The organism is Sporotomaculum syntrophicum, assembly GCF_009932395.1.
Taxonomy (GTDB): Bacteria; Bacillota; Desulfotomaculia; order Desulfotomaculales; family Desulfallaceae; genus Sporotomaculum; species Sporotomaculum syntrophicum.
This window is the reverse complement of record NZ_LSRS01000003.1, coordinates 147,591-173,072: the sequence shown is the minus strand read 5'-3', so window position 1 is coordinate 173,072 and position 25,482 is coordinate 147,591. Positions and strand designations below refer to the sequence as shown.

Sequence of the window (25,482 nt, the reverse complement as noted above, 5' to 3'; positions counted from 1 at the left end):
AGCTGCTCTACAATACCTGTCCTGGTGGGACTGTTAAACGCCCGTGCTCCCTTTGGAGCAAGCATGTCTTTCTTAATTGCTTCACCGCTTTTAAATCCGGTTATCATAGCTTTGTTTCTGAGCCTGTTGGGTATAAAAGTTACCGCTGCTTATGCCGCTATCACTTTTATAGTTGCTGTTTTTATCGGCATGCTGTGGGAAAAAATGGGGCTGGCCGACCAGTATAAAAAAGTGTATATCCAAAAGGGCGCCGGCACAGCTGGAGAGATGTCGGTACTTGACTTAACTGTTGAACCGGAACCGGATACTATGAAAATTAAATTTAAGCGGGCCGGTGAGGCGGCCTGGTCATTGTTCCGACAGGTTTTTCTCTACTTAATGCTGGGCGCGGCTATTGGAGCCTTTATTTATGGTTTTGTGCCGGATTCGCTGATCATGAAATGGGCCGGCCCCGGCAATCCACTGGCTGTACCGGCAGCCGCCCTGATTGGCATACCCATGTACATCAGAGCGGAAACCATCATACCCATCAGTGCCGTGCTCATAGGCAAAGGTATGAGTATCGGGGCGGTAATAGCTTTGATTATCGGTGGTGCCGGAGCAAGTATCCCGGAGGTAATTATCCTGGCCTCCATTTTTCGCCGCAAGTTGATCATTGCATTTGTGGTTACCATAGTAACTGTGGCTATTCTGGCCGGATATTTATTTAATTTGATATTTTAAGCTTGCTGCAGATATAATTCCTGGCGACGTAGCTTGCCAAGCGGAGGTATCACCATGCTGAATATTATCAACAACAGCAACGATCCCTATTTTAACTTAGCCCTGGAAGAGTATTTAATAAAACAGGCGGCCCTTGACGATGACAAATTGATACTCTGGCAAAATGCGCCTGCCATTGTTATTGGTAAGCATCAAAACGCATTGGCGGAAATCAACTACCACTATGTGCAGGAAAACAACATCCAGGTGGTGCGCCGGCTTACCGGAGGCGGGGCGGTTTATCATGATCCGGGCAACCTTAATTTCACTTTTCTCCTTAATCGTGATAATTTTGCTACTACTGATTTTTCTGTTTTGGCCGAGCCGATTATTTATTGTTTAAGTACTCTGGGCGTACGGGCAGAATTTAACGGCAGAAATGATATTTGCGTGGACTATAAGAAATTTTCCGGCAACGCCCAGTATCTCTATAAGAACACTCTTTTACATCACGGCACCATCTTATTTGATAGCGATCTTACCGTGCTGGGCCAGGCTTTAAAGCCGAAAAAGAAATACATTTCCAGAGCGGTAAGATCTGTGCAAAGCCTGGTGACCAACCTCAAGCCCTACCTGCCGGGCGGCCTGAACCTGCCCACCTTTAAGCAGCTGCTGGCTGAAAGCATTATTGCTTACCATAACCGGCCGTATCAGGAGTATCAGTTAACCGCAAAGGATATCCAGGCGGTTAACCGGCTGGTGGCAGATAAGTACAGCACCTGGGCCTGGAATTTCGGCAGTGCACCCGCCTTTGCTTACCAAAAAGAATTGACCTTTGCGGGGGGCAGCCTGACGTTGCATTTCAATATCAGCCACGGGCTGATTACTGAGTGTAAATTTTATGGTGATTTCTTTGAGCAACAGACGGTGCAGGAACTAGAGGCCATTTTAACCGGCCGGCATTACGAAGAGGCCGGTTTACAGTCTTTGCTGGAAAAGGTTGACGCATCGCAATACATCAGGGGGCTGACTTCGGAACAATTAATGAGCTGTTTGTTTTAGCTTACACCTGCCGGTTTTGTTATTAGCGGATGGTTGTAATACGTTAAAGCTACTGTTGACATGAATGGTGGTAGGTAATTATTATATAAGCAAATTTTTATATGACATATTTCACTTTAATATATAAATAACATTTTATATAAGTACGGGAGCGGACTGGCCGGAATTTTCATCGACTCCGTTAAGGAACAACTTAACAAAAATAATGAAAAAGGAGCATTTACAGATGAGCGAAAAAGGGTATTTGGAATTTGTCTATGATAAGTTTGTTTTCCGGGTTAGGGAAGATTATCTTTACCACAAGGATGAGTGCTGGGCAAAAGAGGAAGATAACGGGTTAATTACGGTAGGAGTTACCGATTACCTGCAGGCAACCGGCGGCATGGTAATGGTTACAGAAATTAATGAAGCCGGCAGTGAAGTTGAAGAGGGTGGGGAAATAGGCACTCTGGAAGCCAAAAAACCCACTAAAAAAGCCAAAACAGTTGTGGGCTTAACTTCGCCGGTAAGTGGCGTGATCAAAGATGTGAACGACAACATGGAAGAGGACCCGGTACAAATCAACCGTGACCCCTATGGTGAAGGCTGGATATGCAAAATTGAACCTACCAACTGGGCTGAGGAAAAGCAGAAACTAATGAATGCTAAAACCTATTTCCCATTAATGGAAGAAAAGATTAAGAAAGTAATTAAAAAATTTTTAGATGAAGGCAAGGATATTGAGTTTTATTAATGGCTGGTTTTTTAGGGGCGATTCAAATTTTAAAGACTTGATTGAATAAAGAGGAAGGGGTGTATTTGTTTGGCTAATTGTTGTGACCCCAAGGCCCCAAAGGTCAATATGATTAAACTAGATACCGGCATGGTAGGTATGCTCGGTCTAGATCAAATTATAGCCGGAGTGCATTTAATGGAACCGCTATCTAAAGAAGATGCTATGGCCGAATTGGTAAAAAGAGCTGCTCTTTATAATTATATTCCCGGTTCGGTCAAGGATAAGTATGCCGAGGCTTTGTACGGGGAATACGTTAAGAAATTTAATCGGGATGATAAAGCTAAAATCATCTAAAAGGGGGGCTAAGATTACCCGGAATACATGGTGGGTCTGATCCTGATCGGCCTGGCCCGCCTGCATAGCTATGGTGATTGTCTGGAACACGCTGGCTAAAGGCGATTCGGAGAACGCTGCTACACCGGTAACGCTAAACTCCATTTTCCAGGTAATCTTCTTTTCATTTTACGCTTACTTTTTTATCACCATCATGCCCCGGTGGTTCGGCCTGGAGTCTTTAGTAATAGACATTTCCATGGCCGAGGTAGCCAAGAGCGTGTTTATTTAACTCGGTATACCCTTTATTGCCATCACCCGGTTTATCTTAATGCCGGTGAAGGCAAGGAGTGGTATACAAACAGTTTATGCCCAAGATCGGTCCTTTGACTTTAATCGCTTTGCTGTTTACCATTTTGTCATGTTCTCCTTTAAGGGCGAGTATATCGTTGTCCTGCCGCTGGATGTGGTTAGGATTGCTATTCCGCTGATCTTATATTTCTTAATCATGTTCATGTTTTCATTTTTCATGAGTAAAAAAACTAGGCGTCAATTACGAGCAGACCACTACCCTTTCCTTTAAATTATTATGCTGTTATCATAGCCGAAAACCTGGCCCACCGGAAAACGGAGCGCAATTACGGTGCTTGTCTGCGCATTGAAAATGAATTGGTGCCCTTTAACATTAAAAAAGTCAATTAACCGGGGAGCAGTGTAATGGACAAAGCAAGGAGGTAACCACATGGCGGAAAATGCCCCCAAATGTTATGATGTCGTTTTTCTGGGCGGCGGGCCGGCCGGCTACCAGGGCGCCATACGTGCGTCCCAGCTCGGCGGCAGGGTGGCGGTAGTGGAGCAGGAATACCTGGGCGGGGTCTGCCTCAACCGCGGCTGTATTCCCACCAAAGCTTTGAGAGCCTCGGTGGAAGTGCTGCGCCTGGCCCGCAAGAGCAAATCTTTCGGGATCAATGTGGAAAACGTTATTCCCAACGTACCGGCCATGATTGCCCGTAAAAACAGGGTGGTAGAACTATTGCGCGGGGGAATCGAATATTTATTTGAGCAAAACCGGGTCGACCTGTACCAGGGGATAGGGCGTTTGCTGGAGCCCGGAGTGCTTGAAGTAAACGAAGAGGACGGGCTAACCAAAGTTTACGCCTGCAAAGTAGTGCTGGCCACCGGTTCCCGGACGTCCCGCCCCGGCTTCTTGACCGGCGAACAGCCGGGAGTGCTGACTACCGACGATATTTTGGAAATGACCGCTGCCCCTGCTTCGCTGCTGGTGCTGGGCGGCGGGGCTGTGGGCGTGGAGATGGCGGTGATTATGGTTGAACTGGGCAGCAAGGTCACCTTGTTGGAAAGAGAAGACCGCATTCTGCCCCGGGAGGATGCCGAAGCGGCTGCTTACCTGCAATCGTTGCTCAAACGGCGCAAGGTCAAGGTACTGACCGGGGCGCGGGTGGAGCAGGTGCAGGGCGACCAAAATGTTACCGTTACTTTGGCCGGGGGTGACACCCTGTCGGCAGAAAAGCTGCTGCTGGCTGCAGGCCGAAAGGTCAATGCAGAGAACATTGGCCTGGAAAATATCGGCATGCCGGTGGACGGTAAGCCACTACAGGTGGATGAACACATGCTCACCGGAGTGCCCGGTATATATGCAGCAGGCGATCTGGCCGGGAAAACCTGGCTGGCTCACGGAGCCTTTGCCGAAGGGATCACAGCCGCCGAGCACGCACTGGGGCGCCCGGCGGCTATGGATTACCGGGTGGTGCCCCGCTGTGTGTTCAGCACCCCTGAATTCGCTGCGGTGGGGATGAGCGAGGAAGAGGCCAAAGCACAGTATAATGTCAAATCAGTCACTTTCCCCTTTAGGTCGCTGGGCATGGCCCAAGCAATGGGCGATTGGGAGGGTATGGTTAAACTGGTGGTGGACAGTAAGACCGAACAGCTCCTGGGCGGGCATATTGTGGGGCCGCATGCCGGGGATCTTATTGCCGAGGTAGCCCTGGCTATGCAAAACAAGATAGGGATCAGAGGTATCGTGGAAACCATCCACACCCATCCTACTTTGTCGGAAGCCGTATTGGAGACGGCTCAGGGAGTGCTGGGCCTGGCCATCCACATGGACCCGGTGGACAGGAGTTAAGTTAATCCGATGTGAGGAAGGTGTGACGAATAGCTCCGTAGGGAGCTTAGCAAACAAGTGCAGCTTAACTAATGGAAAACTCTACAGCGGGGTGAAGGTAATGGATATATGTGTTGAGAACATCTGGGAAAATTTTAGTCAACCATTAAAGAGTTTTATAAAAAGACGGGTGGATAACGAGCAAGACGTCGAGGATATTCTGCAAAATGTGTTTTATAAAATACACCACAACATTAGTAATTTAAATGAAACCGGCAAAGTCCAGGCCTGGGTATATCAAATTACCATGCACGCCATAGCTGATTATTATCGAACGCGCCGGTATGCATTTGCTTCGTACTCTGAAGAATTACCGGATGCAATACTAAGTGATGTGCAGGAGGAGGAAGCCGCCAACGAGGAAATTGCACAATGCTTAAAAAACATGGTCCAGGACTTACCCGAGAAATATAAACAGGCACTTATCTTAACGGAGTTCCAGCAGCTAACCCGGAAGGAATTGGGGGAGCGCCTGGGTTTATCGATGTCCGGGGCTAAGTCCAGAGTGCAAAGGGCCAGGGGTAAGTTAAAGGAAATGCTTTTGGACTGCTGCCATCTAGAATTTGACCGTTTAGGCAATGTGATAGATTATCAACATAAATGCAGTGATTGTAAATACTGCTAAAATAAGGCATATAAATATGTGCAGTACTCTCATATCCGTACCATAATCCCCACCTTGATTATAAAGTGCAAAGTGGGGATTTAATATTCTATTTACATACCCGGCAGACAATGGTAATTTTAAAAACCTCCAAGCGGAGCTCTTATTTAGCTTCTGCATGGAGGTTTACACAAAATCTGAAACGGTCCTAATTGAGCGAGTCTACTATATTAATTCTGTTTTACCAAAACAGAATAGGTTACTATCATGTATCTCAAACTGGTAACGGTTCAAATTCCATAGCCTTTTTCCCGGAAGCTGGATCAGATTTATAATGTCTAAATGCCAAAATTAGAGCATATTTGTATTGCCTTTCAGCAGTTTCAGGGATAAAGTTCCTTCTGCCAACAATTTCTAATAGTTTGTCAGCAGCTTCATCACCCGTTAAGCCAAGTTTCATTACCTCAAGAAAAGCATGCTCTACTCCTGCCAATCCTATCATATCTCCGCCAACGTCTAGCTTATATATTTTTGATGCATTAGGATCACTACAGCTCATATCTGTTTACCCGCCTTCTTTTCAAAATATCAATTTAAAAATATCCGGCCGGCATATCCACCGCCGGTATGTAATTCAAAAAGCAACTACCGGCTTGCAACGGAAAATGGAGGTCTGTAACCAAATAATAGCCCCTTCTGGTTGAACATCAGGGGCTTTGCTATAGCTCCTCCCGGGGCATGTCCCTAATTTTGTATTTCGGCTTATAGGATTATTTAATGCCGTTTAACTCAGTTTCCAACTCATCCAGCAAACTTTGCATGTGCTCTTGCGGCTTTCCGCGAATCATTTTTCCTATAGCGATGGCCTCTTTAATTTCATTTTCGCCAACTCCTGCCCTACGGGCAGCGTTGAAATGATGATTTAATCAAGGCTGACAGTTTGCAGCAATACTGGCTCCAATGGCGATTAGTGCATGCACCTTCTTATCCAAAAATTTCACCTCCTTTTCATCCGTAATAGCTCAAGTTATTGAACGCTTGCAACATCATTAATTCCAGCATCTTGCAGCATTTTCAGCAGTTTTTTCTTGGCTATAATTAAAACCTCCAAGCTGATGCTCTTATTTACTTCTGCCTGAGGTTTACACAAAATCTGGAACGGTCTCTATAGCTCTTGCTCGATGTATTTCTTCAGAGCTTTCTTATTGGGCACCTTGCCGGATGCTTTAACCTTGCCGTTAACTACCAGGGCGGGTGTGTTCATCACCCCAGCAGCGAGGATATCCCGTAAATCCTCGACCTTTTTCACTTCGGCTCCCAGGTTCAGCTCACTGTTTATTTCCGAGACTCTTTTATACAGCTCATTGCACTTGGCGCAGCCTGTTCCCAATATCTTTATCTCCATATAATTACACCTCCAGCCTTTAATTTTATTTTATCTTGATGTCATCCTGAGCGTAGAGAAGGCTCTAAGGATTCTTCTCTGCGTTCTTCAATGACATTATTTACATTATATTTAATGGCACTGCCTTTGTAGATTGCACTATCTATATGAACAGATAAGCAAAAGCATTAAAGGTATAGCCAATAATAATAATGCCCACGGTGACCAGCCCCGTGAATAATACCAGCAGCCTCATTTTTACCACTTGCTTCAGTAATATCAGCGAGGGTAGGGAAAGCGCGGTTACGGCCATCATCAGGGATAGCACCGTGCCCAATCCTACTCCTTTGCCCACCAGCGCCTCGGCAATGGGCAGGGTGCCGAAAATATCTGCATACATCGGCACACCGATTAAAGTCACCAGCGGTACAGAATACCATTTGTCCTGACCAAGCAGGGCATTGATAATGGACTCAGGTATCCAATTATGGATGGCAGCACCTATGCCGACACCGATAAAAATGTACAGCCATACTTTTTTTATAATATCCCGCACCTGCCCGCCGGCATAGACAAAACGATCACGGGTGGTCAGTTCTTCCTGTTCGACATCAATCAAAGCATTGTTATAAACAAACGGTTCAACATACTTCTCCATCTTTGCTTTATTAATGATGGTCCCACCGATGACGGCCAGGATAATGCCAACCACTACATAAGCGATAGCAATTTTCCAGGTAAAAATGCTGGCAATTAAGATCACTGAAGCCAGGTCTACTAGAGGTGATGATATTAAAAAAGAGAAAGTGATCCCAATGGGCAGTCCGGCATTGGTAAAGCCGATAAATAAGGGAATAGAGGAGCAGGAGCAAAATGGCGTGACCGTGCCTAAAAGTGCCCCCATGGTATTAGCCTTGATACCGGTAAAGCGGCGCAAGGTCTTCCTGGTGTTCTCAGGTGAAAAAAAGCTCTGGATATATGAAATAGTAAATATTAAAACCGAGAGCAGGATGAATATCTTAATCACATCATAGATGTAGAAATGGATGCTGCCGCCAACCCGTGTATGCATATCCAGGCCGAAGCCGTTGGTCACCAATAAAGCCACCAGGTCGGACAGCCACTCCATTCTGAGCAGTTGATCATTTAACCAGGAGAAAATTGACACCGGAGCACCCCCCTTAGCGGTTTAACCGTGGTCAGCGCGAATGCCGCCGGATTTCCGCTTGATGCTGCACAAGGTCACCGGCTGCCCGCAGCACCCCGGCCCATTGGAGTATTTATGCGGGCCACGGCTTTTGACTTCCTGCCAGTTAGCCAGATTCTGCAAATCAGCCGCGAAAGGCTCGGTTTGCCTGAGGTGATCAACAACGATGCTATCCAGGAATTTGATTTTTTCCAGTGAGACCAGGGTATAGTAAACCCACTGCGCACTCTTGCGGTCTGTAACCAAACCTGCCCGCCGCAAGACCCCCAGGTGCCGCGAAGCCTTAGCCTGGGTGATGTCCAGTACCTCCATGACGTCACAGACACATAACTCTCCATTACCATAAAGCAGGTTGATAATCCGCAGGCGGGTCTCATCGGATAGCGCCTTTAAAATTTCCACGATATTTTTCATTGATAGTTTACCTCGCAAGAATATAATTGTATAATCGATTATAAGTATATAATACGCTGCGGTTAAAGAAATGTAAATAAATATTATTTAAAAAATCGGAGATGAAAAATATGACGGATTCAGTAACCGGCAAACTAAATTTTCTAGATCGTTATTTAACGCTGTGGATTTTCCTGGCCATGGCCATTGGCGTGGGGGGCGGTTATCTTTACCCGCAAATCGCTGATTTCTGGGGGCGGTTTCAGGTGGGCACCACCAATATTCCCATTGCTATCGGGTTGATAATCATGATGTACCCGCCCCTGGCCAGGGTAAAGTATGAGGAAATCGGTAAAGTGTTTACCAACGGCCGGGTCATGGGACTGAGTCTGGTGCAGAACTGGATCATCGGCCCGCTGCTGATGTTCTTTCTGGCCATCATTTTCTTGAAGGACTACCCTGAATACATGATGGGCCTGATCTTAATTGGCCTGGCCCGCTGCATTGCCATGGTGATTGTGTGGAACAGCCTGGCCAAAGGCGATGCAGAGTACGCCGCAGCCCTGGTGGCGCTTAACTCCATTTTCCAGGTGATTTTCTTCTCGATTTACGCCTATTTCTTCATCACTATCATGCCCCGGTGGTTTGGCCTGGAGTCTTTGGAGGTACACATTTCCATGGCCGATGTGGCCAAAAGCGTGTTCATTTACCTCGGTATACCTTTTATAGCGGGTGTAGTCACCCGTTTTACCGTCATGCCGGTGAAGGGTAAGGAGTGGTATGACAAACAGTTTATGCCTAAAATCGGCCCTTTAACTTTAATCGCTTTGCTGTTTACCATCTTTGTGATGTTTTCTTTAAAAGGCAATTATATTGTTGCCCTGCCGATGGATGTGGTTAGAATTGCTATTCCACTGATCCTGTACTTTTTGATTATGTTTATGTTTTCGTTTTTCATGAGCAAAAGGCTGGGGGTCAACTACGAGCAGGCCACTACCCTTTCTTTTACCGCGGCTAGCAATAACTTTGAACTGGCCATTGCTGTGGCGGTGGCCGTGTTTGGGATTAATTCCGGCCAAGCGTTAGCTGCGGTCATCGGCCCGCTGATTGAAGTACCCGTGATGATCTGGCTGGTTAATGTAGCCCTATCATTTAAACGGAAGTATTTCGACGTGGCGCTGCTGGCCAGATAGGCTGAGGGACCGGCCGCAAAATTAAAGAATACTTACGTTGCCATTGCTAACCGTTGCTAAATGAAAAATAACGTCTAGTTGAAAATCAGCCACTGGAAAGTTGAGTAATTAACTTTATGCAAACCACAAAAGCTGGAAGGTGATGTAAAACTATGTGGAAAACAGCCATGAAGCTATCCACTCTACAAAACAATCAGGTTATTATTTTCCGATACTGTTGTATACAGCTAATGCATCGGTAATATTATACTGTTCCGTATAGTGATCTCCTTTTGCACCGGCTGAAATCAGAATATATTCTTGTTTACCTACTTTGGCGAGACTCGCGAGACATAGACCGGCCTCATTGGTATAGCCGGTTTTCCCTCCTAAAATTTCCCCACCAGTAATGTTTTGATTATTGAGGTCTTCAAACATGGTACTGTAAAAGGTTATCCCATCAGGATGCACATTAGTAGGCCTTGTGAAATGATGTGACGACGTGAAAACCTCCCGGAAAATATCATTTTGCAAAGCATAACATAGAAGAACAGCCAGATCTTTTACTGTTGTGTAATGGTTTTCACTGTGAAGCCCTGTCGAATTTTCAAAATGGGTATCGTCCATATCAAGACCTGCCGCCCTTTGATTCATTATTTTTACAAAATTCTGCTCTGAGCCCGCAATCTGATCAGCAAGTGCAATACAGCACTCCGCGCCGCTTCGCAGCATTACTCCGTATAACAGATCGATTGCCCTGACCTGCTCACCCGGCTGGAAACCGGCCATTGATGCATCTGCTTCGTACAGCCCCTGAAATGTAGAATTGGTAAGTGTGATTTCTTTCTCCAGATCAGGTAAATTTTCTATCGCAACAATGGCTGTCATCATTTTAGTCAAAGAAGCAGGATAGATTTTTTCTTCACTATTTTTTTGCATCAGGATGGTACGATCTTTTAAACGAATCAGAATCGCATTAGTACTGTTCAGCTGGTCTGAAGATACAGCAACAGAGGGATCAAGTTCTATTTTTAACGAAGAAACCGGCGCTGTTCTATCGTCGGAAGAATCGGGTGTTACATCATTTTCTTTCTCTAATATCTGATGGTTTCCCAGAGCAATATAAAACAAAGCGGCAATGATAACTGTCAACAGAAATATTGCAAATATGCGTATTCCTGATTTTTTCTTTTTTGCTTTTCGTGCCATAATAAAACAGCTCCCTATTCTGTGCTAATATTATTAAACCACAGAACAGGAAGCTATGTTGGAATTTCTGGAGTTTCACTGTCGTCCGAAGCAGCTGAATAATGCTTCAGGTTTAAGGTTAAGGGACAGTTTGCCGGTATGGTAGACTGTCCCTTGAATTCTTTAAAAACTCAGGGTATTGATTCCGTTGCCAGGTAAATTATCTTCCTTAAAGAATCATCAGTTGGATACGCGGTTTTGATTTTGGTCACCTTCTCAACTGCCGGTGATATCCTTCAATTCAGCTCTCCATGTAAATTTATCAATAGCCGGTATACCGGTACCCGTTAATAATCAGCAAAACAATAGGATTTGTGAAATTTTTGGATTGCAAATTTGGCAATTATCAGATATATTGAAAATAGTACCGGTGTTTACACAGCACTGGGCGAATAAATAATGCTGCGCAGATTAAACAGAAGGCAAAGTAGATTCCTGACGACTTGCTACAGGCTGATTATCTCCCGTAGCCAGCTAATTCTTATTACTTTACCATAAAGAGCTAAAATTTGCAAAATAAACAAATATTATAATTATTATGATTTTTGTTTATGGTATGATTTTAGATATAATTAACAAAACAGAGGAGGTTAATATGTCAAATCTGAAAAGAAAAGTAGTCTCTTGTTTACTTGGAATTTACCTGCTGTTTACCTTCTTGCCAGCAGTATGCGCTGAGGAACTAACTGATGTAACTTTATCAGTTAACGGAAAAGTATTGGCTGTTAATTCAGCTGCCATCGTCGATAATGGCACTGTTTTGGTGCCATTCCGAGCTGTGTTCGAGGAACTTGGTGCTGCCGTGACCTGGGACAAAGTCACCAAAAAAGCTTATGCCACTAAAGAAAATACGATCGTTATAGCCTGTATACCTTGCGAATTTGTTAGTGTAAATGATGAAATACGACCAATATCTGTGCCACCCAGAATAGTCAACGACCGGGTCATGATTCCAGCGAATGTTGTTAACGGCCTTTTCGGAGCCAGCACAGCTGGTACGGCAAGCGATGCGGATACTGACACCATTAAGGGAACTTCTGCTGTCGAGTATAAAAAAATAACTCCTGAAGAAGCTAAAGCAATGATGGAAAATGAAAGGAAGCAGGTAACTGTTATTGATGTTCGCAGTGCTGATGAATTTGCCAGCGGGCATATTGAAGGCGCACTGTTAATTCCTGTTGACGATATTGAAAAATTAGCAGCGGCACAATTACCTGACAAAGATGCCACGATCCTGGTTTATTGCGGCTCCGGAGTGCGCAGTGCCAAGGCAGCCAATACGAATTGAAATGGGTTATACAGCAATTTATGATTTCGGCGGAATTAAGGATTGGCCATATGCTATCGTTAAATAAGCGGAGAAAAGACCGCGCGCACCTTTAAGGGGGTGTTCGCATACGGGTGCAATACTAACTCCGGAAGCAAATATAGATGTTCAAGGACCTTGACAGAAAAAATCGGGGTCCTTTTGCTATTGGAATTTTAGGTTCGTAATCTGGGGTCAGGCTTTAACTTGTTTAAACTAACTGTGTTATCTGGATAATAGGATGGGGTGGCCATATTCTATAGACAACGGGCCTGAACGGATGCTAGGGGCGGTGGATCTGTATCAGGCTAGGTATACAGATGAGATGATTTCAACGCCGGGGAATGGTGGCAGAGCCGGGAAGACCTGAAACGGGGCGTTATGGAGTTCCGGTCTGTTTTCGGCAATGACATCATGCTGATATTCAACATTATTAGTAGTCTTTTTATATTAGCCGTTATAAAAAAATAATGCACCCATCTAAACGAGGATGCATTAATATTAAATAAGAAATTTTTGGTGCCGGAGACCGGAATTGCTCTCATATGCCAATTATTTCAGAGACGTTCAAAGTAGAACAAAAGCATAAAAAGAACGTGGATAAGTCAAGGGTTTTAGTAATTTGTATGTATCCGGATAAGCCGGAATATACAACTTTTTCGGGTATATCCAATATTTTGTGCTGCGCCTGGACGTAGGCGAAATGGGGTTGTTAATATCTCATAAATGTATATTGATTCAATGAACGCTTCTATCAATTTTTCCATGGCTGTGTAGACAGTACCTTTTGGCTCATGGCAAAGACCACTGGAATCCATACTATTTATTTTTGCCTTGCCATTCGTCATCAATAATTAACCCTTTGCGTACAGCATGTTTATAAACAGGTAATTTTCTGAAATCTTCTAAGGTCATTTGCGAAATCCTAAGATAATCCATAAATTCCTCTGACTTGTATGCAGGTAAATCCCATGATATTTTAGTCCAATCAGCATTGTGCAGATCACAATCTATACATATCGCCATTAGTTTTTATCTCCCCCAATTAATATTTTACAACGATGTCGGTTCCCAGCAGGTACGGTATCGATATTTGTTCAATAAGTCTAATCGAATCAAGGTCAATATCGAAACTGTCCCACGGGCTATAGCTACCTGAAGCAATTTTCCTCCATCCCATTTGTCTGAAGATATCCTTTATCTCGTGCAAAGAATCAAAATTAATCGGACCACTTAATTTTATTCCCAGTGAGGCATATTTCTCAACATAGATACTGTATTTTTTATTTCCAAAATAATTATAATCGCCAGGAACTTTAACGTCTTGGAAAATTTCGAAGACCTGTTTACAACTAACTGCCTGGTCAATAGTCATACTATCTATTTCTGCCTGTTTTAGCTGGATAATCATTGGACACAGGCCGTTACTCAATGGTTTATTAAGATAACTTTTAAGCCCCATTGATGATACCAAATCAATGTCAGCTGTCGAAAGAAAAATCCTTTTTGACATAGGATCTAAAGGCGTTTGCCCTTTATTAAAAGGAATGAAATTACCGGAAAACCAATTACTATCATAGGCCAACTCAGTTAACTTGTCTGCGTCAATTCCATTGATATATAGCAAAGTTACATCCAAATCAATTAAATACTCAAAGGAGATTTTTCTTAACCAACCAGGCCTATCTTTGATGAGGTTAGTATTTATTTCAGAAAGCTCTAGACACTTATCCCCAATTGAAAGCCATGCCTTCAAAATCATCCCCCCAGCCCGTTTATCGAGTAAGCTTAAATACAACTTCTCGATTACTTCTCCATAATGTGCAAAAGCTTAAGTTCTTGAAGTCCTTAGTTGCCAGTTTTATAGAAAAACCGGTGTTGCCTGAGCTATAAAAATCAATATGCTTAGTAACATTTATATAGTGAAATAGCTCAGCATAAAAACTTAATAGTGGCCAACCGTTGTCAGATACTGCAACTTCTTTCAAAAAAGCTTTAGCAGCCTTAATTGTTTCAGGATTAGTATTATATATTTGAGTTTTATCAACATCAGGACCATCAGTATAGTCTTTGATAACATTCATCAACCATACTAATTGATCGGCATCCAATTTAGTGAGTGGAATTTTTAGCACATCACCAGTTTTGTTTTTTTGCACATACCCTAATGATAATAATTCTTTTAGTTTACTTGGGGTTTTAGGGAATAAATTGTCTAATAACCTTGGTTCTCCGCTCGGCTGCATATTGTTCTCTAAATCCTTATCGCACTTGTCCTTAATCCAGGCCTCATGCATCTCTAACAGTAATTTCAATGTTGGATCTAATTTATTTAGATCAATGCCTTGTAAGAACCTATAGAAATCTACCCAAGAAAGGTGACAAATGCTAGAACCATACTGTTTCCTTGCACTGTTAAACTCTACAACTGTACCTGGCGTTATAAAATCCGGTGTTATGTCTCTTTCCGTAAATTGCGTCAGATAAATAAGATAAACCGAATTTGATTGAGTCTGAGCCCGGGCAGCTTCCATATAAGTTTTAATCTGGTCGCGAGTGGAACTTTGATAATCATGCACTTTTACCTCTATTAGAATCGCAACATCTTCTCCGGTTGAACTTTTCAATTGAATAAAAATATCAATTGAACCTTTATCCTTAATAAAATGCTCCCTCTTCAATAATTCTTTGTTGTACCCGGCAGGACAAAAAAAATTAGGGTTCTGAGAATGAACATAAGAAAGGAACTTTATACAGTTATCGTTAGTATCCAATAAATCAGTTAATAATAAACTACTTGAGATTTCTGAGTGAAAGATGTTCTCTAATTTAAGCGGATTCCATACCATTTCAACACCTCATTTTTAATCATTTCCCCAGTAAATATTTTCTTGGCCCAACAAAGAATACGCTCTTTTTGCTTGGTCATAAAAGATTGGCTCACCAGTTCTTTCCAGTAGAGAAATATCACGTTGAATGGTTCTAGCACTTACCTTGTATTTCTTCACAAGGTCCATCGTCTTTACAAATTTGTTTTGGTTCAGTATTTTTAGGATACCGAGTAATCTGACAATTTTGGCTTCATATATTTTAGATTGTTTAATTTCACGATTAATTCTTTTTATATGCCTGACTACTTTTAATTCCAGAACTGAATTATTAGCAACAATATCATTCAAAGTGCAGATGAACCTGGTATTTAATCTTGCAGGTAATAAGTTTTTGGGTTGGCAGCTAAAAAAAACACTAAAACAAGATTCGTTTGTCTCGTTCCAGAAATCAATTAGAGTCTTTAATTCTTCCTGGCTTAAGGTATTTGGATTAAGGATAACGCATAACGAAGGCAGAGCAAAAAGGTCGGAATAAATGTCTGTATCTACTACCTTTAATCTGTGCTTATGTGCGATTGATTTAATACAAGAATTTTCCTGCGGGGTAAGGCCTAAACAAATCAGAGTATTATTTTTCCTAATTATTTGGTCCGGCTTAAATTCCTCGCCTGTCATAGGGTCTATTAATTTACTGATTATCCCACCTCCTTTTTTAATATCATACCTTAAGATAGCGACAACATTTGGTCGCCGGTTGCAAAAAATTAATGCTGACAGACGTTACAGAATAAAGTATAAAGATAATGCCAAGCTCTACTTGAGCGCAATCCTCGACCTCAAAGACAAAGGTGTTGTCTATCGGCAGTTGCTCGAAACAGCTGCATAAAAAGATGGACCCCGTCATTGACGGAGCCCAACGAAAACGGTTTCATTTTTTCATCTGTCTACTTGACAGGGAGCAGCTCACAGGCAGGGGGTTATATTTTTTTACATATTTCCCGTTATCGGAAATAATATTTTATTCTCTCGTGCCTCAGCTGTATTATGTATAACCTCTTACCCGAATTTTATTTTCTTCCACGATCCACAAGTGCCCAGAAATTGTTTCTTTAGATATTATAGGTAATAACTTTTTAATTAAATTAATCACGTTTTATTTATTTTGTTGTTCAACCCTTAAAACAATAATTCCTTCATACTTTTCAGGAGGATAGATTAAAATATTTGAAAAGTCATAATCCAAGGTAATTAGAATACGCTGTTCTTTTTTACATATAGTAATTAGTTCCCTATCTTGAATGCCCTCAAGACCTTCCGAGTAAACAGATTCAGCATCGTGACCTGCTGCCGCTAATACATCGGCTACGTCAATAGGTAGGTTTTCATCAAATTTAATTTTCATTTTAATTTACCTACAGGGCGATATGGCGTTCTTTTGCAAGTAAGGCTGCATAAGCTAGAGCTGCATCAATATCAGCAGAGTTTAAAGAAGGATAACTCTTTAATATTTCTTCACGATTATGACCGGCAGCCAGATTATCTAAAATCACAGATACGGGAATTCTGGATCCGGAAATACATGCCTTGCCGTGACATACTTCTGGATCAACTGTTATTCTTTTTAAGATATTCATTTTAGTTTCCCTTTCTAAACGTTTCAACGTTAGGTTTGGGTTGGGCTGGTGGTCTGGGGCGGTTTGCCAGGAACTAGTTATGATACTGTTAAACCATATTCAATATTTTACCATCATATTATTTAAAATAACAAGACCAGGATGTTTCGAGCATTAGTCGCGCATTAACCGGCCGGTAATAACACCGTCACTATTGTACCTTTTCCCGGTTCACTTTGAATCTCGATCTTGCCGCCGTGATTTTCAATAATTTTTTTGATGATGAACAAGCCCAGGCCGGTGCCGTTTTCCTTGGTGGTGAAAAAAGGGTTAAACATGCTGGTCATAGTTTGCTTATCCATACCCATGCCGGTATCCCTGATGATTACTTGCACGATTCTTTCATTACTGTTCCAGGAAGATTGTACAAATATCTTGCCGCCAAAGGAAAGAGCCTCAAAGGCATTTTTAAAGATATTAAGGAATACCTGTTTAAGCTGGTCACTGTCTCCGAAAATGTCCGGGATGTCTCCGGCCAGGTCCAGGTTGATCTCCAACTTACGGAGGGATGCTTCATTTTCAACCAACATGGTCACATCGGTGATTATTTGCACAATGGAACACCGGGTGCGTTTGGCATATCCAGGTCTGGAAAACTGTAGAAAATCTGAGATGAGGTTGTTAACATGTTCTAACTCAGCTCTGATTATGCTTACATGTTTTTCTTTGGGGGTTCCTGTCAAGTCCTTCTGTAATAAGGTCAAAAAGCCTCCGATAACGGTAAGGGGGTTGCGAATTTCGTGCACCATTTCCGCCGCCATCTGTCCCAATATGGCCAGTTTTTCAGCTTTAATAACCGCCCCTTCCAGTTCATGCTGCCGTTCCGCGGGCATGAATACTGCTGCGGCACCCACCGGGTAACCACTTTTGTCCCTGATGAGCTGGGTGCTGGTTAAATAATTAGCAAGGCTTGTAAACGGAAGCACTGCCCTGGGGTTCAAGTCTTGAAATTCCTTGCCTGTGGTGAGGGTTTGCAATAATTTATTGGGGGTGTTAAGCGGCTGGCCGATAACCTCGTCCTCTGTTATCCCGGTCAACCTGGACAGTGCCTGGTTGAACAGGCATATCCGGCCATTTTTATCAATCACTAGTAATCCAATTTTTAAGTTGGCAATGGCTAGGCTTGACCAGCTTTCTGCAATATCCACCATTAACTTAGTCCTCCACTCGGCTAAAACCATTCCAGGTTATTATAAAGATGTTTTAGAATGGTTTTTCGGATAATTTATCCATAAAGTAATTATTAATCAGGTCACCGTTGCGCAGGCGGTAAATGGTCGTCTTTTCAGTACCGCCTATCTCCACAATGCCCAGGGCGCTCAGGGTAGTCAGGGCTATTTCGATCTCGTGCTTGGGCCTGTGCAAGCGGAGGGCTAAACCGTCTGCTGTATCCCGAGTATGCGGGTTGGCTTGAAAAAAAGTAAGCAACTCGATCCGGAGTATACTTAGCGTAACTGGGTCTGTTGTTTGATCCAAATCCGAGGTCATGAGTTGCCACCCTCCTCCGGCGGATGCTGCGGCAGGGGTAAAGCAAGGAATTCACAGTAATCTGCACCCATTGACTGGCAGGCCATTTCTTCGCAAATGATATCCTTTTGGAAGATGACACTGAGAGAGCCGGCTAAAACCCCCCGCAGCATATCACATTCCACCTGTGGAGTACGGTATAGATGCCCGTATACGTTGGCGGTGTCGGCCCAAAAGGAGTCGTGACACCGGATCTGTACTCTGGCCTGGGATTGACTGTAGGAAACCAGCTCTAATTTGCCTAAACCTAGATTGGTTAGTTCCTCAAGAAGTCGTTGCAGGCATTCCTGCGGGCTGAGAATAGACTCCTGGGCCTTGCCGGCCAGGGTGAGTCCCGACTGGTACCCGGCATCGTAAAGTACGTGTTTTAAGACTTGAGGTGCGTGCTCTCTGATGGAATTCATCAGGGAAGCATAAGTTTTTTGGCGGAGCAGAAACGCCCGGTGTCCTGCCATTTTAATGATATAATTTTCCCTGGTAACGATCTCTTCTTTCGGCCGGGTGCTGGGTATAAGCTTGCCGTAGCAGAACCCGTCCGCAGCGATATCTACTGCAGTAAAATATTTATTTTCTCCTAGTACATGACGTAAAATAGCCTGAAAAGTACTGAGACGGATACAATTCTTGAGAAACAGGCCTTCTTCCCGGGTACGCTGGCAGTACTCCCGGTAAACGCACTTATTAGTTTGAACAGACATGAGCAGGCTTTCCCCGGCTTCCTCTATTGAAAAATCCACGGCATGTAGGAAACCTACGCTGTCCATAATTTTCAGATAAGTTATGCAGATATCCAGGGGCTTCTTGGAGGGCAGTTTGGCATCATCCCAGTACTCGTCGATAAAGTATTGGACTGACCCGATGACAAAATGTTCCATCCAGTGATGGCCGCTAAAGGGCACCTGATTCATGGTATTACCCATGCTTAAGAACATATAATTCATTATTTTCTTGGCTATATCGTTATCACTCATTCGTACACCCCCGTATCAGCAGCCACCACAATACCATAAATGGGGCTAATGGTAAACGTATGGGTAGAGGAGATATATTGCTGGCTTTTTATCTTACCTATCTTCATTTGCCGTACGGGATTATATCTGGAGCCTGTAAAGTTCATTTTCAGGATAAAATTGTACAGGTGGCCGGCGATGGTAATCAGCCGGGGATCTAATACCCCGTTGACAAAGATATCCATGGTGAGGATTTCCTTTTTCTTAAGCTGTTTGATACGTGTCCGGTGAAAGTCAATAACCTCCGGAATAACTAAATTGGTTAACAGAGTACTTAAGCTGTCCACCACCAACCTGACCCTGCGCCCCGCAAAGCTGCGCAGCACTTCCGATTCCAGGGCCAGGTACTTCTCAAGGTGGCGAAGATCGGTGAGGCAATATTTTTCTTTACTCTCCTCTTCTTCGTAAGCATCTATAAATACCAGCCGGCCTGTTTCTTCATAGGCTGGAGTGCCTACTTTAAAGCTTAAAAGGTGTTCACGCATTACTGCGGGAGGTTCATCACAGGCCACATAGACACAGGTATCGCCGCAGCGCAGCCCCTCTTTAATGAATTCCCCTGCCAGTACCGTCTTACCGACACCGGAATCACCTTCAATCATAATTTGGGAGCCATACGACAGTCCTTGCTCCAGGCTGCGATCCAACCCCTCAACTCCAAAATAGGCTCTATGCATAATGCTATCCTCCTAACCTGGGGAAAGCCTGTATACCCGAAGAGTTAATCTCAAACAGGTGATAGCCCATGGCATGGTTTACTCCCCGCATTTTATAAATTTCCACCTGTCTCACCCGGCGGTTTTGTAACATCTTTGACTTAAGTAAGATGCTACCCTGCACTATCGAATGAATGACCTCTAATTTCCCGCCGCTTTCAACTTCCCAGGCCGGACTGATCAATAAAGTGGTACAGTTGAGCTTGTTGAGCAAGGAGACTAGATAATATATTTTTTCATGCAGCACGGATATGTTATCGATACGAGAAATGAATGAATAAATAGAATCCAGCACCACACGCCGGGCGCCAAAAGCTTGGATTTGCTCGCTCAGACTGATAATGGTCTCGTCTATTTCCATCTCTGCAAGAGATGAGTATAAAATTTTGATTAAGTTGTGTTGTTGTAGTGCTTCCAGGTCCCAGCCAAAGTGCCGGGCGTTGTCCAATAACTGGAGCGGGGTTTCTTCAAGGGATAAAAATATGCCCTTGTCCCCGTAATCCAGGGCTCCCTTAATCAGGTACTGCAGGCTCATTACAGTTTTCCCGGTACCGGAGCCTCCGGCTACTGCCACACTGACGCCCCTTGGCAGCCCGCCCCGCAATAAATCATCCAGTCCGGGCACACCGGTGTGCACAATACTACCATCCTTTGTAGCTGTACTATTTATATCAATGGCTCCAAGGGCAAAAACCTTGATGCCTTTCTCAGTAATACGGAAGGTGTGTTTGCCGGGGATATGCTCCTGACCACGGGTTTTACAGATTTCCAGCACCCGGAGTCGGTGCAGACCCGGTGTTTCCTTGTTTTCCAGGCGAATTACCGCATCCACTACATATTCTTCAAAGGCGTAATCTCTTTGTCCGTCGCTTTCCCGTTCTTTGATTAATAATGAGGTTAGTCCTAAACGGCGCAGCCCGTTGCAAAAGCTATAAACTGACCTGCGCAGCAAGATTGGATCGCTAATTACATTGCGAAAATGGCTGATGCTGTCCACCAGAATGCGCTTGGCGCCTACCTCGCGCACAACCTCTTCAATCAGGTTAATTTCCGGGTCATTGAGCACTTCCGGAGAGGTACATAAAATACGCAGCTGGTTAGACGCTTCAAGGGCCTGAAGGTCCCAGCCCAAGTTAAGGGCATCGCGATATAGAGATTCGGGTAGTTCCTCACAGGTAACAATTATCCCCGGCTCGTTAAATTCGGTAATACCGCGATAGACGAACTCGATGCCGAAGGTAGTTTTTCCTGCTCCGGGTACTCCTTCGATTAAAACTGAATTGCCCTGAACAATTCCGCCGTAAACAAGTTTATCAAAGCCATTTATCCCGGTCGGTATGGTTTGCAAAGGAGTAGCTCCTTTCTTGTTGCAGTAAAGGCTAGCCTCTATAAATTCGACATAATTCCCAAAAATCCTTGCTAATCTGATAAGCTACTCTTAAATTTTACAAGTTTGGAGGTATAAATAACCAATAATCAGTACAATTAGTCTGAAAACATAGTTAGATTAACCCTATCCAGTTTTTTGTTTTGGCTTACCTGGTCATAAATACAATATCTTCCAGCTTAGCATTAGCTATTTGACCAACGCAGGCGCATTTAATCTTTAACAGAAAAAATATTTTACCTTTGGCCAGTTCTTCATGCTCAAGGGTTTCGAAGTTAGCCTGGCCTTTGGAGATGACCAGGCTTGACTGTTCAAGCAGATCCCTCACTTCGTTGGAGATTTTGGTCAGGGGCAGGCCCAGGTACGGGGAACCTGTGGTGAGCACCGTGGCAATTTGGTCCAAACCGGCCTGCCTGGCATCATCCATAGTAGCATCGTTTAATATAGGGCTGTCCTTAACCAGATAAGTAACTTTTTTACCCCGGCCGGTTAATTCTTCAGCCAGCAGCCGGTCAAAAACTATTTCCCCGGCATTGTCCCCAATGATGAGCACACTGTCTGTGGCAGCCAGCTTTTCCACAAATCTCGGGTAATCGTCTCTGGAGAAACCTTCTTTTAAACTGTATTCCAGGCTGGCGTCAATGTCATAATCCTTCTTAATACCCAGATCGATAATGTTGCCGGCCACGGCTATTTTTAAAGCGTCATAAAGTTTATTGGTGGATTTTTGCAGGTAGTCTTTTAATGCCGGATAAAGTTCCAGGGCAAGGATGTTTGATTTCTCCTTACTTGTTTTATACGGGTCATGGTTGTCAATTTCACGGTATAATTTAAATAGCATTTCGGTTGTGTTTTCCGCGGGCGTCCTGGTCCGGTCCATCTTTTTTATGTCATCCATGAGGTCGAAAAGAATCTGGTACTGCCTGTCCTCTTCGATACCTGCGATATCCATACAGTTGGCAATTTGTTTAAAGTAACAGTATAAACAATCTATCTGCGCTTGCATGGAGAACCCTCCTATCAGCATTGATTATTTTTCACACGCACCAAAATCTATTTTTACAGTATATCACATTGCATTAACAACACCGCAATGAGTGGGGCTATCCCTATGTTTCAGGAAATCTTAAGAAATTCTTAATATTTTGATCAAGTGTTTTGTAAAGATCACCTGCCAGAATTATTCAAAAGGCAGGTGATTTTGTGTTAGAGAATAAAACAGTTAATGGGGTGATTTGAAATGGACAAACTCAATGTTTTAGTATGTGACGATGATACCGCCATAGTTGATGCTTTAGAAATATACCTGAAGCAGGAGGATTACGGGGTGGTAAAAGCCTATACCGGCAGGCAGGCTTTGAAGGCTTTGTCGGAACAGAAAATTCACCTGGTTTTACTGGATATTATGATGCCGGAATTGGATGGGCTTTTAACTACCATCAAGATTCGTGAGGAACTAAACGTGCCCATCATTATATTATCCGCTAAATCAGAGGACACGGATAAAATTACCGGGCTTAATTTTGGCGCCGATGATTACGTGACCAAACCCTTTAACCCGCTGGAACTGATGGCCAGGGTAAGGTCACAAATGCGCCGTTATACAGCGCTGGGCAGCATGGCCGCTAATAACAGTATTTTAAGAACCGGCGGTTTGGAACTTGACCCGGAAGCCAAAGAATTGCGGGTAGATGGAGAAGCTATCAAACTGACGGCAACTGAGTATGGTATTATGCTGTTCCTTATGAAAAATATGGGCCATGTATTTTCCACAGAGCAAATATACGAGCAGGTGTGGAATGAACCCTCCTATTCGGCGGAGAATACCGTTCCGGTACACATACGGCGTATTAGGGAAAAAATTGAAATTAACCCTAGGGAACCGAAATATTTAAAGGTGGTATGGGGAATTGGATACAAAATTGAAAAGTATTAAATATTCAGCGTGGGCAAAAACTGCTGCTTTTATCGTTGTATGGCTTGGCATAATGTGCGCTGTGGGCAGCGTTGTGTTTCTTTTGAATTTCCATGAAACTGTAAATAGTAAAAGTTATTATGATACCCATCAGTTTAAGAATGAATTTAGCACGCTGGTTGGCGATGCCGTGGAATATAATGTTAAATTAAAAAGCGAGGCCAACATTAAATCTTCGGGCGATACAGAAGAGACTATAAATAAAAAATTGCAGCGTTATTACCAAATCAAAAAGAAGCTTTCCAAATCAGTAAATTTTGCCTATTATTTTAAGAATACCAATACGGGAGAAACAGTTACCAATATTAAAGCCGGGGCTGAAGACGCGCTGGCCTTAATACAAAAACAACCTTCTCTTGTATATTATAACCAGGGGACATTTGACTCGAATAATCTTTTTAGCATTGATGTAATGCAAATGTTGGAGGGTGCCCAATATGAGATTTATGCCGCTGTTATTGAACCGTTAAAGCCGGGCGACGTGTTTTATGATGCTTTTATGAGTTATTCTAAAAATAAAGCACTATCCAATAATGCAACCATCATATTGGTGTTAGCAACAATTTTAACAATCGCAGCTTTTATTTACCTGGTTATGGTTACCGGACGCCGTGAGCCGGAGGGAGAAATAAACCTTTCATTTATAGACAGGCTGTATACCGATGTGTACTCTATGCTGGTTTTTTTGGCTGCGATAATCTCAATAGCCATTGCAGCGCAGATTTCCTATTCATCTCCAGTAGATATAATTATTATCGCTCTGGTTTTTGGTATAGACATGTTAATAGGTTTGACCTACGTATTATCCATGATCAGGCAGATTAAAAGCGGGCAGCTTATAAGGAATACTTTAATCTATAAAATTTTTGCTGTATGCTTTAGCGGTAAAACTTTTAAGAAATGGACCTTGCTGCTGCTTTTGGGGTATGGGGCAATAAACGGTGTGTTATTTGCGTTAGCTGCTAATTCCGGTGGAGCGGGATTTTTTATCTTTCTCTTTTTAATTGTCCCCTTTAATATTGCGGCGGTTTATTTTGCAGCTAAAGCCCTTTTATCATTGTCACAGATTATGGAGGCCGCCAAAGAAATTTCGGTGGGCAATTTGGACTATGCCCTGGATAACACTAAAGTAGCTGTTGCATTTGCGTCCTTTGCTAAAGATATCCAAAGCATCCAGGGAGGATTAAAAAAAGCCGTAGCTGAAGCCATAAAAGGGGAACGGATGAAAACCGAACTGATAACCAATGTGTCCCATGATTTAAAAACGCCGCTGACTTCGGTGATAAATTATGTTGACTTGCTTAAGCAGGAGGATTTAAACAATGAAAAAGCTTGTCAATACCTGAATATATTGGAGGAAAAATCTGCCAGGTTAAAGCAGCTGATTGAAGATTTAATTGAAGCCAGCAAGGCTTCCAGCGGTAACCTTGCGGTAAGTGTTGAAAAGGTTGACTTGCACGAGCTGGTTATGCAGGCGTGCGGTGAATATGAGGAAAAATTTCAAAAGGCTGAGCTGGATGTGCATATTACTGCCGATAAAACATTTATTGCAGCTGATGGTAAACATATGTGGCGGATAGTTGAAAATCTGTTGTCCAATACAGTGAAGTATTCGCTGTCCCGTACCAGGGTATACATTAACGTGGCTAAAACCGGATCCTGTGGCGTATTAATAGTAAAGAACATATCCGCTAATCCCCTTGATATCCCGCCCGAGCAACTAACCGAGCGCTTCGTCCGGGGGGATCTGGCCAGGACGACGGAGGGAGCAGGCCTGGGTCTCTCCATTGCACAAAGCTTAACCAGTTTGCAGGGAGGCAGGTTTAAAGTTGAAACTGATGGTGACTTATTCAAGGTTACCGTAGAAATGCCCTTGTGGAAAGAGGAATAGGGATGCGGTTGCGAAGCAGGGGCTAGAATATATTAAGTGAGGAAAGTAATGGATATATGGGTTTTATTCGTAGCGGCTGTTTTAGGCATGGTTGAGGGGTTGACGGAGTTCGTTCCAAATTAACCACATTAAGTTGGTTCCCTTTGCTATATACCGTATCT

At 43.4% G+C, this 25,482-nt stretch carries 27 protein-coding genes and 1 pseudogene; 11 read left to right on the top strand and 17 right to left on the bottom strand.

Features of this window, described 5'->3' with window-relative positions; all coding sequences use genetic code 11:
• Nucleotides 1-12: 12 nt before the first annotated feature.
• From SPSYN_RS05890 to sigZ, 7 genes and pseudogenes are all read left to right on the top strand, one after another.
• Entirely contained in the window at nt 13-723 is a 711-nt protein-coding gene (locus SPSYN_RS05890) for a permease (RefSeq protein WP_279279254.1), read from the top strand.
• 54 nt (nt 724-777) lie between these two features.
• Nucleotides 778-1,764, top strand: a complete 987-nt coding sequence (gene lplA, locus SPSYN_RS05885; RefSeq protein WP_161821573.1) for a lipoate--protein ligase — start codon at nt 778-780, stop codon at nt 1,762-1,764.
• Between the two features lie 226 nt (nt 1,765-1,990).
• Nucleotides 1,991-2,497: a glycine cleavage system protein H gene (locus tag SPSYN_RS05880; RefSeq protein WP_161821572.1), complete on the top strand. Its 507-nt coding sequence runs from the start codon at nt 1,991-1,993 to the stop codon at nt 2,495-2,497.
• Between the two features lie 69 nt (nt 2,498-2,566).
• On the top strand, nt 2,567-2,833 hold the full coding sequence (locus SPSYN_RS05875; RefSeq protein WP_161821571.1) for a hypothetical protein: 267 nt from the start codon (nt 2,567-2,569) through the stop codon (nt 2,831-2,833).
• 12 nt (nt 2,834-2,845) lie between these two features.
• Nucleotides 2,846-3,393, top strand: a pseudogene (locus SPSYN_RS05870) (arsenic resistance protein); the annotation flags it as partial.
• A gap of 161 nt (nt 3,394-3,554) precedes the next feature.
• Nucleotides 3,555-4,958 carry a dihydrolipoyl dehydrogenase gene (gene lpdA / locus SPSYN_RS05865; RefSeq protein ID WP_161821570.1) on the top strand — a complete coding sequence of 468 codons (1,404 nt, stop codon included), beginning with the start codon at nt 3,555-3,557 and terminating at the stop codon, nt 4,956-4,958.
• A 100-nt stretch (nt 4,959-5,058) separates the two neighbouring features.
• Nucleotides 5,059-5,622 carry an RNA polymerase sigma factor SigZ gene (gene sigZ, locus SPSYN_RS05860; RefSeq protein ID WP_202623742.1) on the top strand — a complete coding sequence of 188 codons (564 nt, stop codon included), beginning with the start codon at nt 5,059-5,061 and terminating at the stop codon, nt 5,620-5,622.
• A gap of 253 nt (nt 5,623-5,875) precedes the next feature.
• Here the strand turns inward: sigZ and SPSYN_RS05855 are convergent, their stop codons facing one another.
• From SPSYN_RS05855 to SPSYN_RS05835, 4 genes are all read right to left on the bottom strand, one after another.
• On the bottom strand, nt 5,876-6,160 hold the full coding sequence (locus tag SPSYN_RS05855; RefSeq protein ID WP_161821569.1) for a hypothetical protein: 285 nt from the start codon (nt 6,158-6,160) through the stop codon (nt 5,876-5,878).
• 606 nt (nt 6,161-6,766) lie between these two features.
• Nucleotides 6,767-7,006, bottom strand: a complete 240-nt coding sequence (locus SPSYN_RS05845) for a thioredoxin family protein (protein WP_161821568.1) — start codon at nt 7,004-7,006, stop codon at nt 6,767-6,769.
• A gap of 142 nt (nt 7,007-7,148) precedes the next feature.
• On the bottom strand, nt 7,149-8,153 hold the full coding sequence (locus tag SPSYN_RS05840; RefSeq protein WP_161821567.1) for a permease: 1,005 nt from the start codon (nt 8,151-8,153) through the stop codon (nt 7,149-7,151).
• Nucleotides 8,154-8,174: 21 nt separating this feature from the next.
• Entirely contained in the window at nt 8,175-8,606 is a 432-nt protein-coding gene (locus SPSYN_RS05835; RefSeq protein ID WP_161821566.1) for an ArsR/SmtB family transcription factor, read from the bottom strand.
• A 110-nt stretch (nt 8,607-8,716) separates the two neighbouring features.
• Between SPSYN_RS05835 and arsB the strand changes: the two genes are divergently transcribed.
• Entirely contained in the window at nt 8,717-9,778 is a 1,062-nt protein-coding gene (arsB, locus tag SPSYN_RS05830) for an ACR3 family arsenite efflux transporter (RefSeq protein ID WP_161821565.1), read from the top strand.
• A 201-nt stretch (nt 9,779-9,979) separates the two neighbouring features.
• Here arsB and SPSYN_RS05825 read toward each other — a convergent pair whose 3' ends face one another.
• Nucleotides 9,980-10,966, bottom strand: coding sequence for a D-alanyl-D-alanine carboxypeptidase family protein (locus SPSYN_RS05825; RefSeq protein ID WP_161821564.1), 987 nt, complete (start codon nt 10,964-10,966; stop codon nt 9,980-9,982).
• A gap of 634 nt (nt 10,967-11,600) precedes the next feature.
• On the opposite strand from SPSYN_RS05825, the gene SPSYN_RS15940 reads away from it, so the two are divergent.
• Nucleotides 11,601-12,293 (top strand): stalk domain-containing protein, encoded by a 693-nt coding sequence (locus SPSYN_RS15940; RefSeq protein ID WP_243152933.1) that lies wholly within the window; start codon nt 11,601-11,603, stop codon nt 12,291-12,293.
• A gap of 837 nt (nt 12,294-13,130) precedes the next feature.
• Here the strand turns inward: SPSYN_RS15940 and SPSYN_RS05815 are convergent.
• The 12 genes from SPSYN_RS05815 to SPSYN_RS05760 all read right to left on the bottom strand — a co-directional run bounded on the left by SPSYN_RS05815 (nt 13,131) and on the right by SPSYN_RS05760 (nt 22,461).
• The gene (locus SPSYN_RS05815) at nt 13,131-13,337 is read right to left on the bottom strand and encodes a hypothetical protein (protein WP_161821563.1); all 207 of its coding nucleotides are present in this window, start codon (nt 13,335-13,337) and stop codon (nt 13,131-13,133) included.
• 19 nt (nt 13,338-13,356) lie between these two features.
• Nucleotides 13,357-14,067, bottom strand: a complete 711-nt coding sequence (locus SPSYN_RS05810) for a hypothetical protein (RefSeq protein WP_161821562.1) — start codon at nt 14,065-14,067, stop codon at nt 13,357-13,359.
• A 19-nt stretch (nt 14,068-14,086) separates the two neighbouring features.
• Entirely contained in the window at nt 14,087-15,160 is a 1,074-nt protein-coding gene (locus SPSYN_RS05805) for a PD-(D/E)XK nuclease family protein (protein ID WP_161821561.1), read from the bottom strand.
• Between the two features lie 15 nt (nt 15,161-15,175).
• A complete protein-coding gene (locus SPSYN_RS05800; RefSeq protein ID WP_161821560.1) occupies nt 15,176-15,490 on the bottom strand; it encodes an HTH domain-containing protein in 315 nt (104 codons plus the stop codon).
• Between the two features lie 805 nt (nt 15,491-16,295).
• A complete protein-coding gene (locus SPSYN_RS05795) occupies nt 16,296-16,544 on the bottom strand; it encodes a DUF5615 family PIN-like protein (RefSeq protein ID WP_202623740.1) in 249 nt (82 codons plus the stop codon).
• A 10-nt stretch (nt 16,545-16,554) separates the two neighbouring features.
• Nucleotides 16,555-16,776 carry a DUF433 domain-containing protein gene (locus SPSYN_RS05790; RefSeq protein WP_161821559.1) on the bottom strand — a complete coding sequence of 74 codons (222 nt, stop codon included), beginning with the start codon at nt 16,774-16,776 and terminating at the stop codon, nt 16,555-16,557.
• Between the two features lie 164 nt (nt 16,777-16,940).
• Complete coding sequence (locus SPSYN_RS05785; protein WP_161821558.1) at nt 16,941-17,966, bottom strand: two-component system sensor histidine kinase NtrB; 1,026 nt, start codon at nt 17,964-17,966, stop codon at nt 16,941-16,943.
• A 52-nt stretch (nt 17,967-18,018) separates the two neighbouring features.
• Nucleotides 18,019-18,303 (bottom strand): hypothetical protein, encoded by a 285-nt coding sequence (locus SPSYN_RS05780; protein WP_161821557.1) that lies wholly within the window; start codon nt 18,301-18,303, stop codon nt 18,019-18,021.
• The gene (locus SPSYN_RS05775) at nt 18,300-19,313 is read right to left on the bottom strand and encodes a V4R domain-containing protein (protein WP_161821556.1); all 1,014 of its coding nucleotides are present in this window, start codon (nt 19,311-19,313) and stop codon (nt 18,300-18,302) included. The genes SPSYN_RS05780 and SPSYN_RS05775 overlap by 4 nt, the downstream gene beginning before the upstream one ends.
• The gene (locus SPSYN_RS05770) at nt 19,310-20,029 is read right to left on the bottom strand and encodes an RAD55 family ATPase (protein WP_161821555.1); all 720 of its coding nucleotides are present in this window, start codon (nt 20,027-20,029) and stop codon (nt 19,310-19,312) included. The genes SPSYN_RS05775 and SPSYN_RS05770 overlap by 4 nt, the downstream gene beginning before the upstream one ends.
• Nucleotides 20,030-20,033: 4 nt before the next feature.
• The gene (locus tag SPSYN_RS05765; protein ID WP_161821554.1) at nt 20,034-21,416 is read right to left on the bottom strand and encodes an ATPase domain-containing protein; all 1,383 of its coding nucleotides are present in this window, start codon (nt 21,414-21,416) and stop codon (nt 20,034-20,036) included.
• A gap of 187 nt (nt 21,417-21,603) precedes the next feature.
• A complete protein-coding gene (locus SPSYN_RS05760; protein WP_161821553.1) occupies nt 21,604-22,461 on the bottom strand; it encodes a damage-control phosphatase ARMT1 family protein in 858 nt (285 codons plus the stop codon).
• A 234-nt stretch (nt 22,462-22,695) separates the two neighbouring features.
• Between SPSYN_RS05760 and SPSYN_RS05755 the strand changes: the two genes are divergently transcribed.
• Together SPSYN_RS05755 and SPSYN_RS05750 are read left to right on the top strand one after the other, a co-directional pair.
• On the top strand, nt 22,696-23,391 hold the full coding sequence (locus SPSYN_RS05755) for a response regulator transcription factor (RefSeq protein ID WP_161821552.1): 696 nt from the start codon (nt 22,696-22,698) through the stop codon (nt 23,389-23,391).
• Nucleotides 23,366-25,321 carry a sensor histidine kinase gene (locus tag SPSYN_RS05750; RefSeq protein ID WP_161821551.1) on the top strand — a complete coding sequence of 652 codons (1,956 nt, stop codon included), beginning with the start codon at nt 23,366-23,368 and terminating at the stop codon, nt 25,319-25,321. Before SPSYN_RS05755 ends, SPSYN_RS05750 begins: the two co-directional genes overlap by 26 nt.
• Nucleotides 25,322-25,482: the final 161 nt, after the last annotated feature.

Bases quoted from the DNA above. Each gene is read 5' to 3' on its own strand.
- SPSYN_RS05815 (WP_161821563.1), bottom strand. From the start codon at position 13,337: ATGGCGATATGTATAGATTGTGATCTGCACAATGCTGATTGGACTAAA.
- SPSYN_RS05845 (WP_161821568.1), bottom strand. From the start codon at position 7,006: ATGGAGATAAAGATATTGGGAACAGGCTGCGCCAAGTGCAATGAGCTG.
- SPSYN_RS05805 (WP_161821561.1), bottom strand. From the start codon at position 15,160: ATGGTATGGAATCCGCTTAAATTAGAGAACATCTTTCACTCAGAAATC.
- SPSYN_RS05780 (WP_161821557.1), bottom strand. From the start codon at position 18,303: ATGACCTCGGATTTGGATCAAACAACAGACCCAGTTACGCTAAGTATA.
- SPSYN_RS05760 (WP_161821553.1), bottom strand. From the start codon at position 22,461: ATGCAAGCGCAGATAGATTGTTTATACTGTTACTTTAAACAAATTGCC.
- sigZ (WP_202623742.1), top strand. From the start codon at position 5,059: ATGGATATATGTGTTGAGAACATCTGGGAAAATTTTAGTCAACCATTA.
- SPSYN_RS15940 (WP_243152933.1), top strand. From the start codon at position 11,601: ATGTCAAATCTGAAAAGAAAAGTAGTCTCTTGTTTACTTGGAATTTAC.
- SPSYN_RS05835 (WP_161821566.1), bottom strand. From the start codon at position 8,606: ATGAAAAATATCGTGGAAATTTTAAAGGCGCTATCCGATGAGACCCGC.
- SPSYN_RS05880 (WP_161821572.1), top strand. From the start codon at position 1,991: ATGAGCGAAAAAGGGTATTTGGAATTTGTCTATGATAAGTTTGTTTTC.
- SPSYN_RS05785 (WP_161821558.1), bottom strand. From the start codon at position 17,966: ATGGTGGATATTGCAGAAAGCTGGTCAAGCCTAGCCATTGCCAACTTA.
- SPSYN_RS05790 (WP_161821559.1), bottom strand. From the start codon at position 16,776: ATGAATATCTTAAAAAGAATAACAGTTGATCCAGAAGTATGTCACGGC.
- SPSYN_RS05825 (WP_161821564.1), bottom strand. From the start codon at position 10,966: ATGGCACGAAAAGCAAAAAAGAAAAAATCAGGAATACGCATATTTGCA.
- lplA (WP_161821573.1), top strand. From the start codon at position 778: ATGCTGAATATTATCAACAACAGCAACGATCCCTATTTTAACTTAGCC.
- SPSYN_RS05770 (WP_161821555.1), bottom strand. From the start codon at position 20,029: ATGCATAGAGCCTATTTTGGAGTTGAGGGGTTGGATCGCAGCCTGGAG.
- SPSYN_RS05755 (WP_161821552.1), top strand. From the start codon at position 22,696: ATGGACAAACTCAATGTTTTAGTATGTGACGATGATACCGCCATAGTT.
- arsB (WP_161821565.1), top strand. From the start codon at position 8,717: ATGACGGATTCAGTAACCGGCAAACTAAATTTTCTAGATCGTTATTTA.
- SPSYN_RS05775 (WP_161821556.1), bottom strand. From the start codon at position 19,313: ATGAGTGATAACGATATAGCCAAGAAAATAATGAATTATATGTTCTTA.
- SPSYN_RS05795 (WP_202623740.1), bottom strand. From the start codon at position 16,544: ATGAAAATTAAATTTGATGAAAACCTACCTATTGACGTAGCCGATGTA.
- SPSYN_RS05855 (WP_161821569.1), bottom strand. From the start codon at position 6,160: ATGAGCTGTAGTGATCCTAATGCATCAAAAATATATAAGCTAGACGTT.
- lpdA (WP_161821570.1), top strand. From the start codon at position 3,555: ATGGCGGAAAATGCCCCCAAATGTTATGATGTCGTTTTTCTGGGCGGC.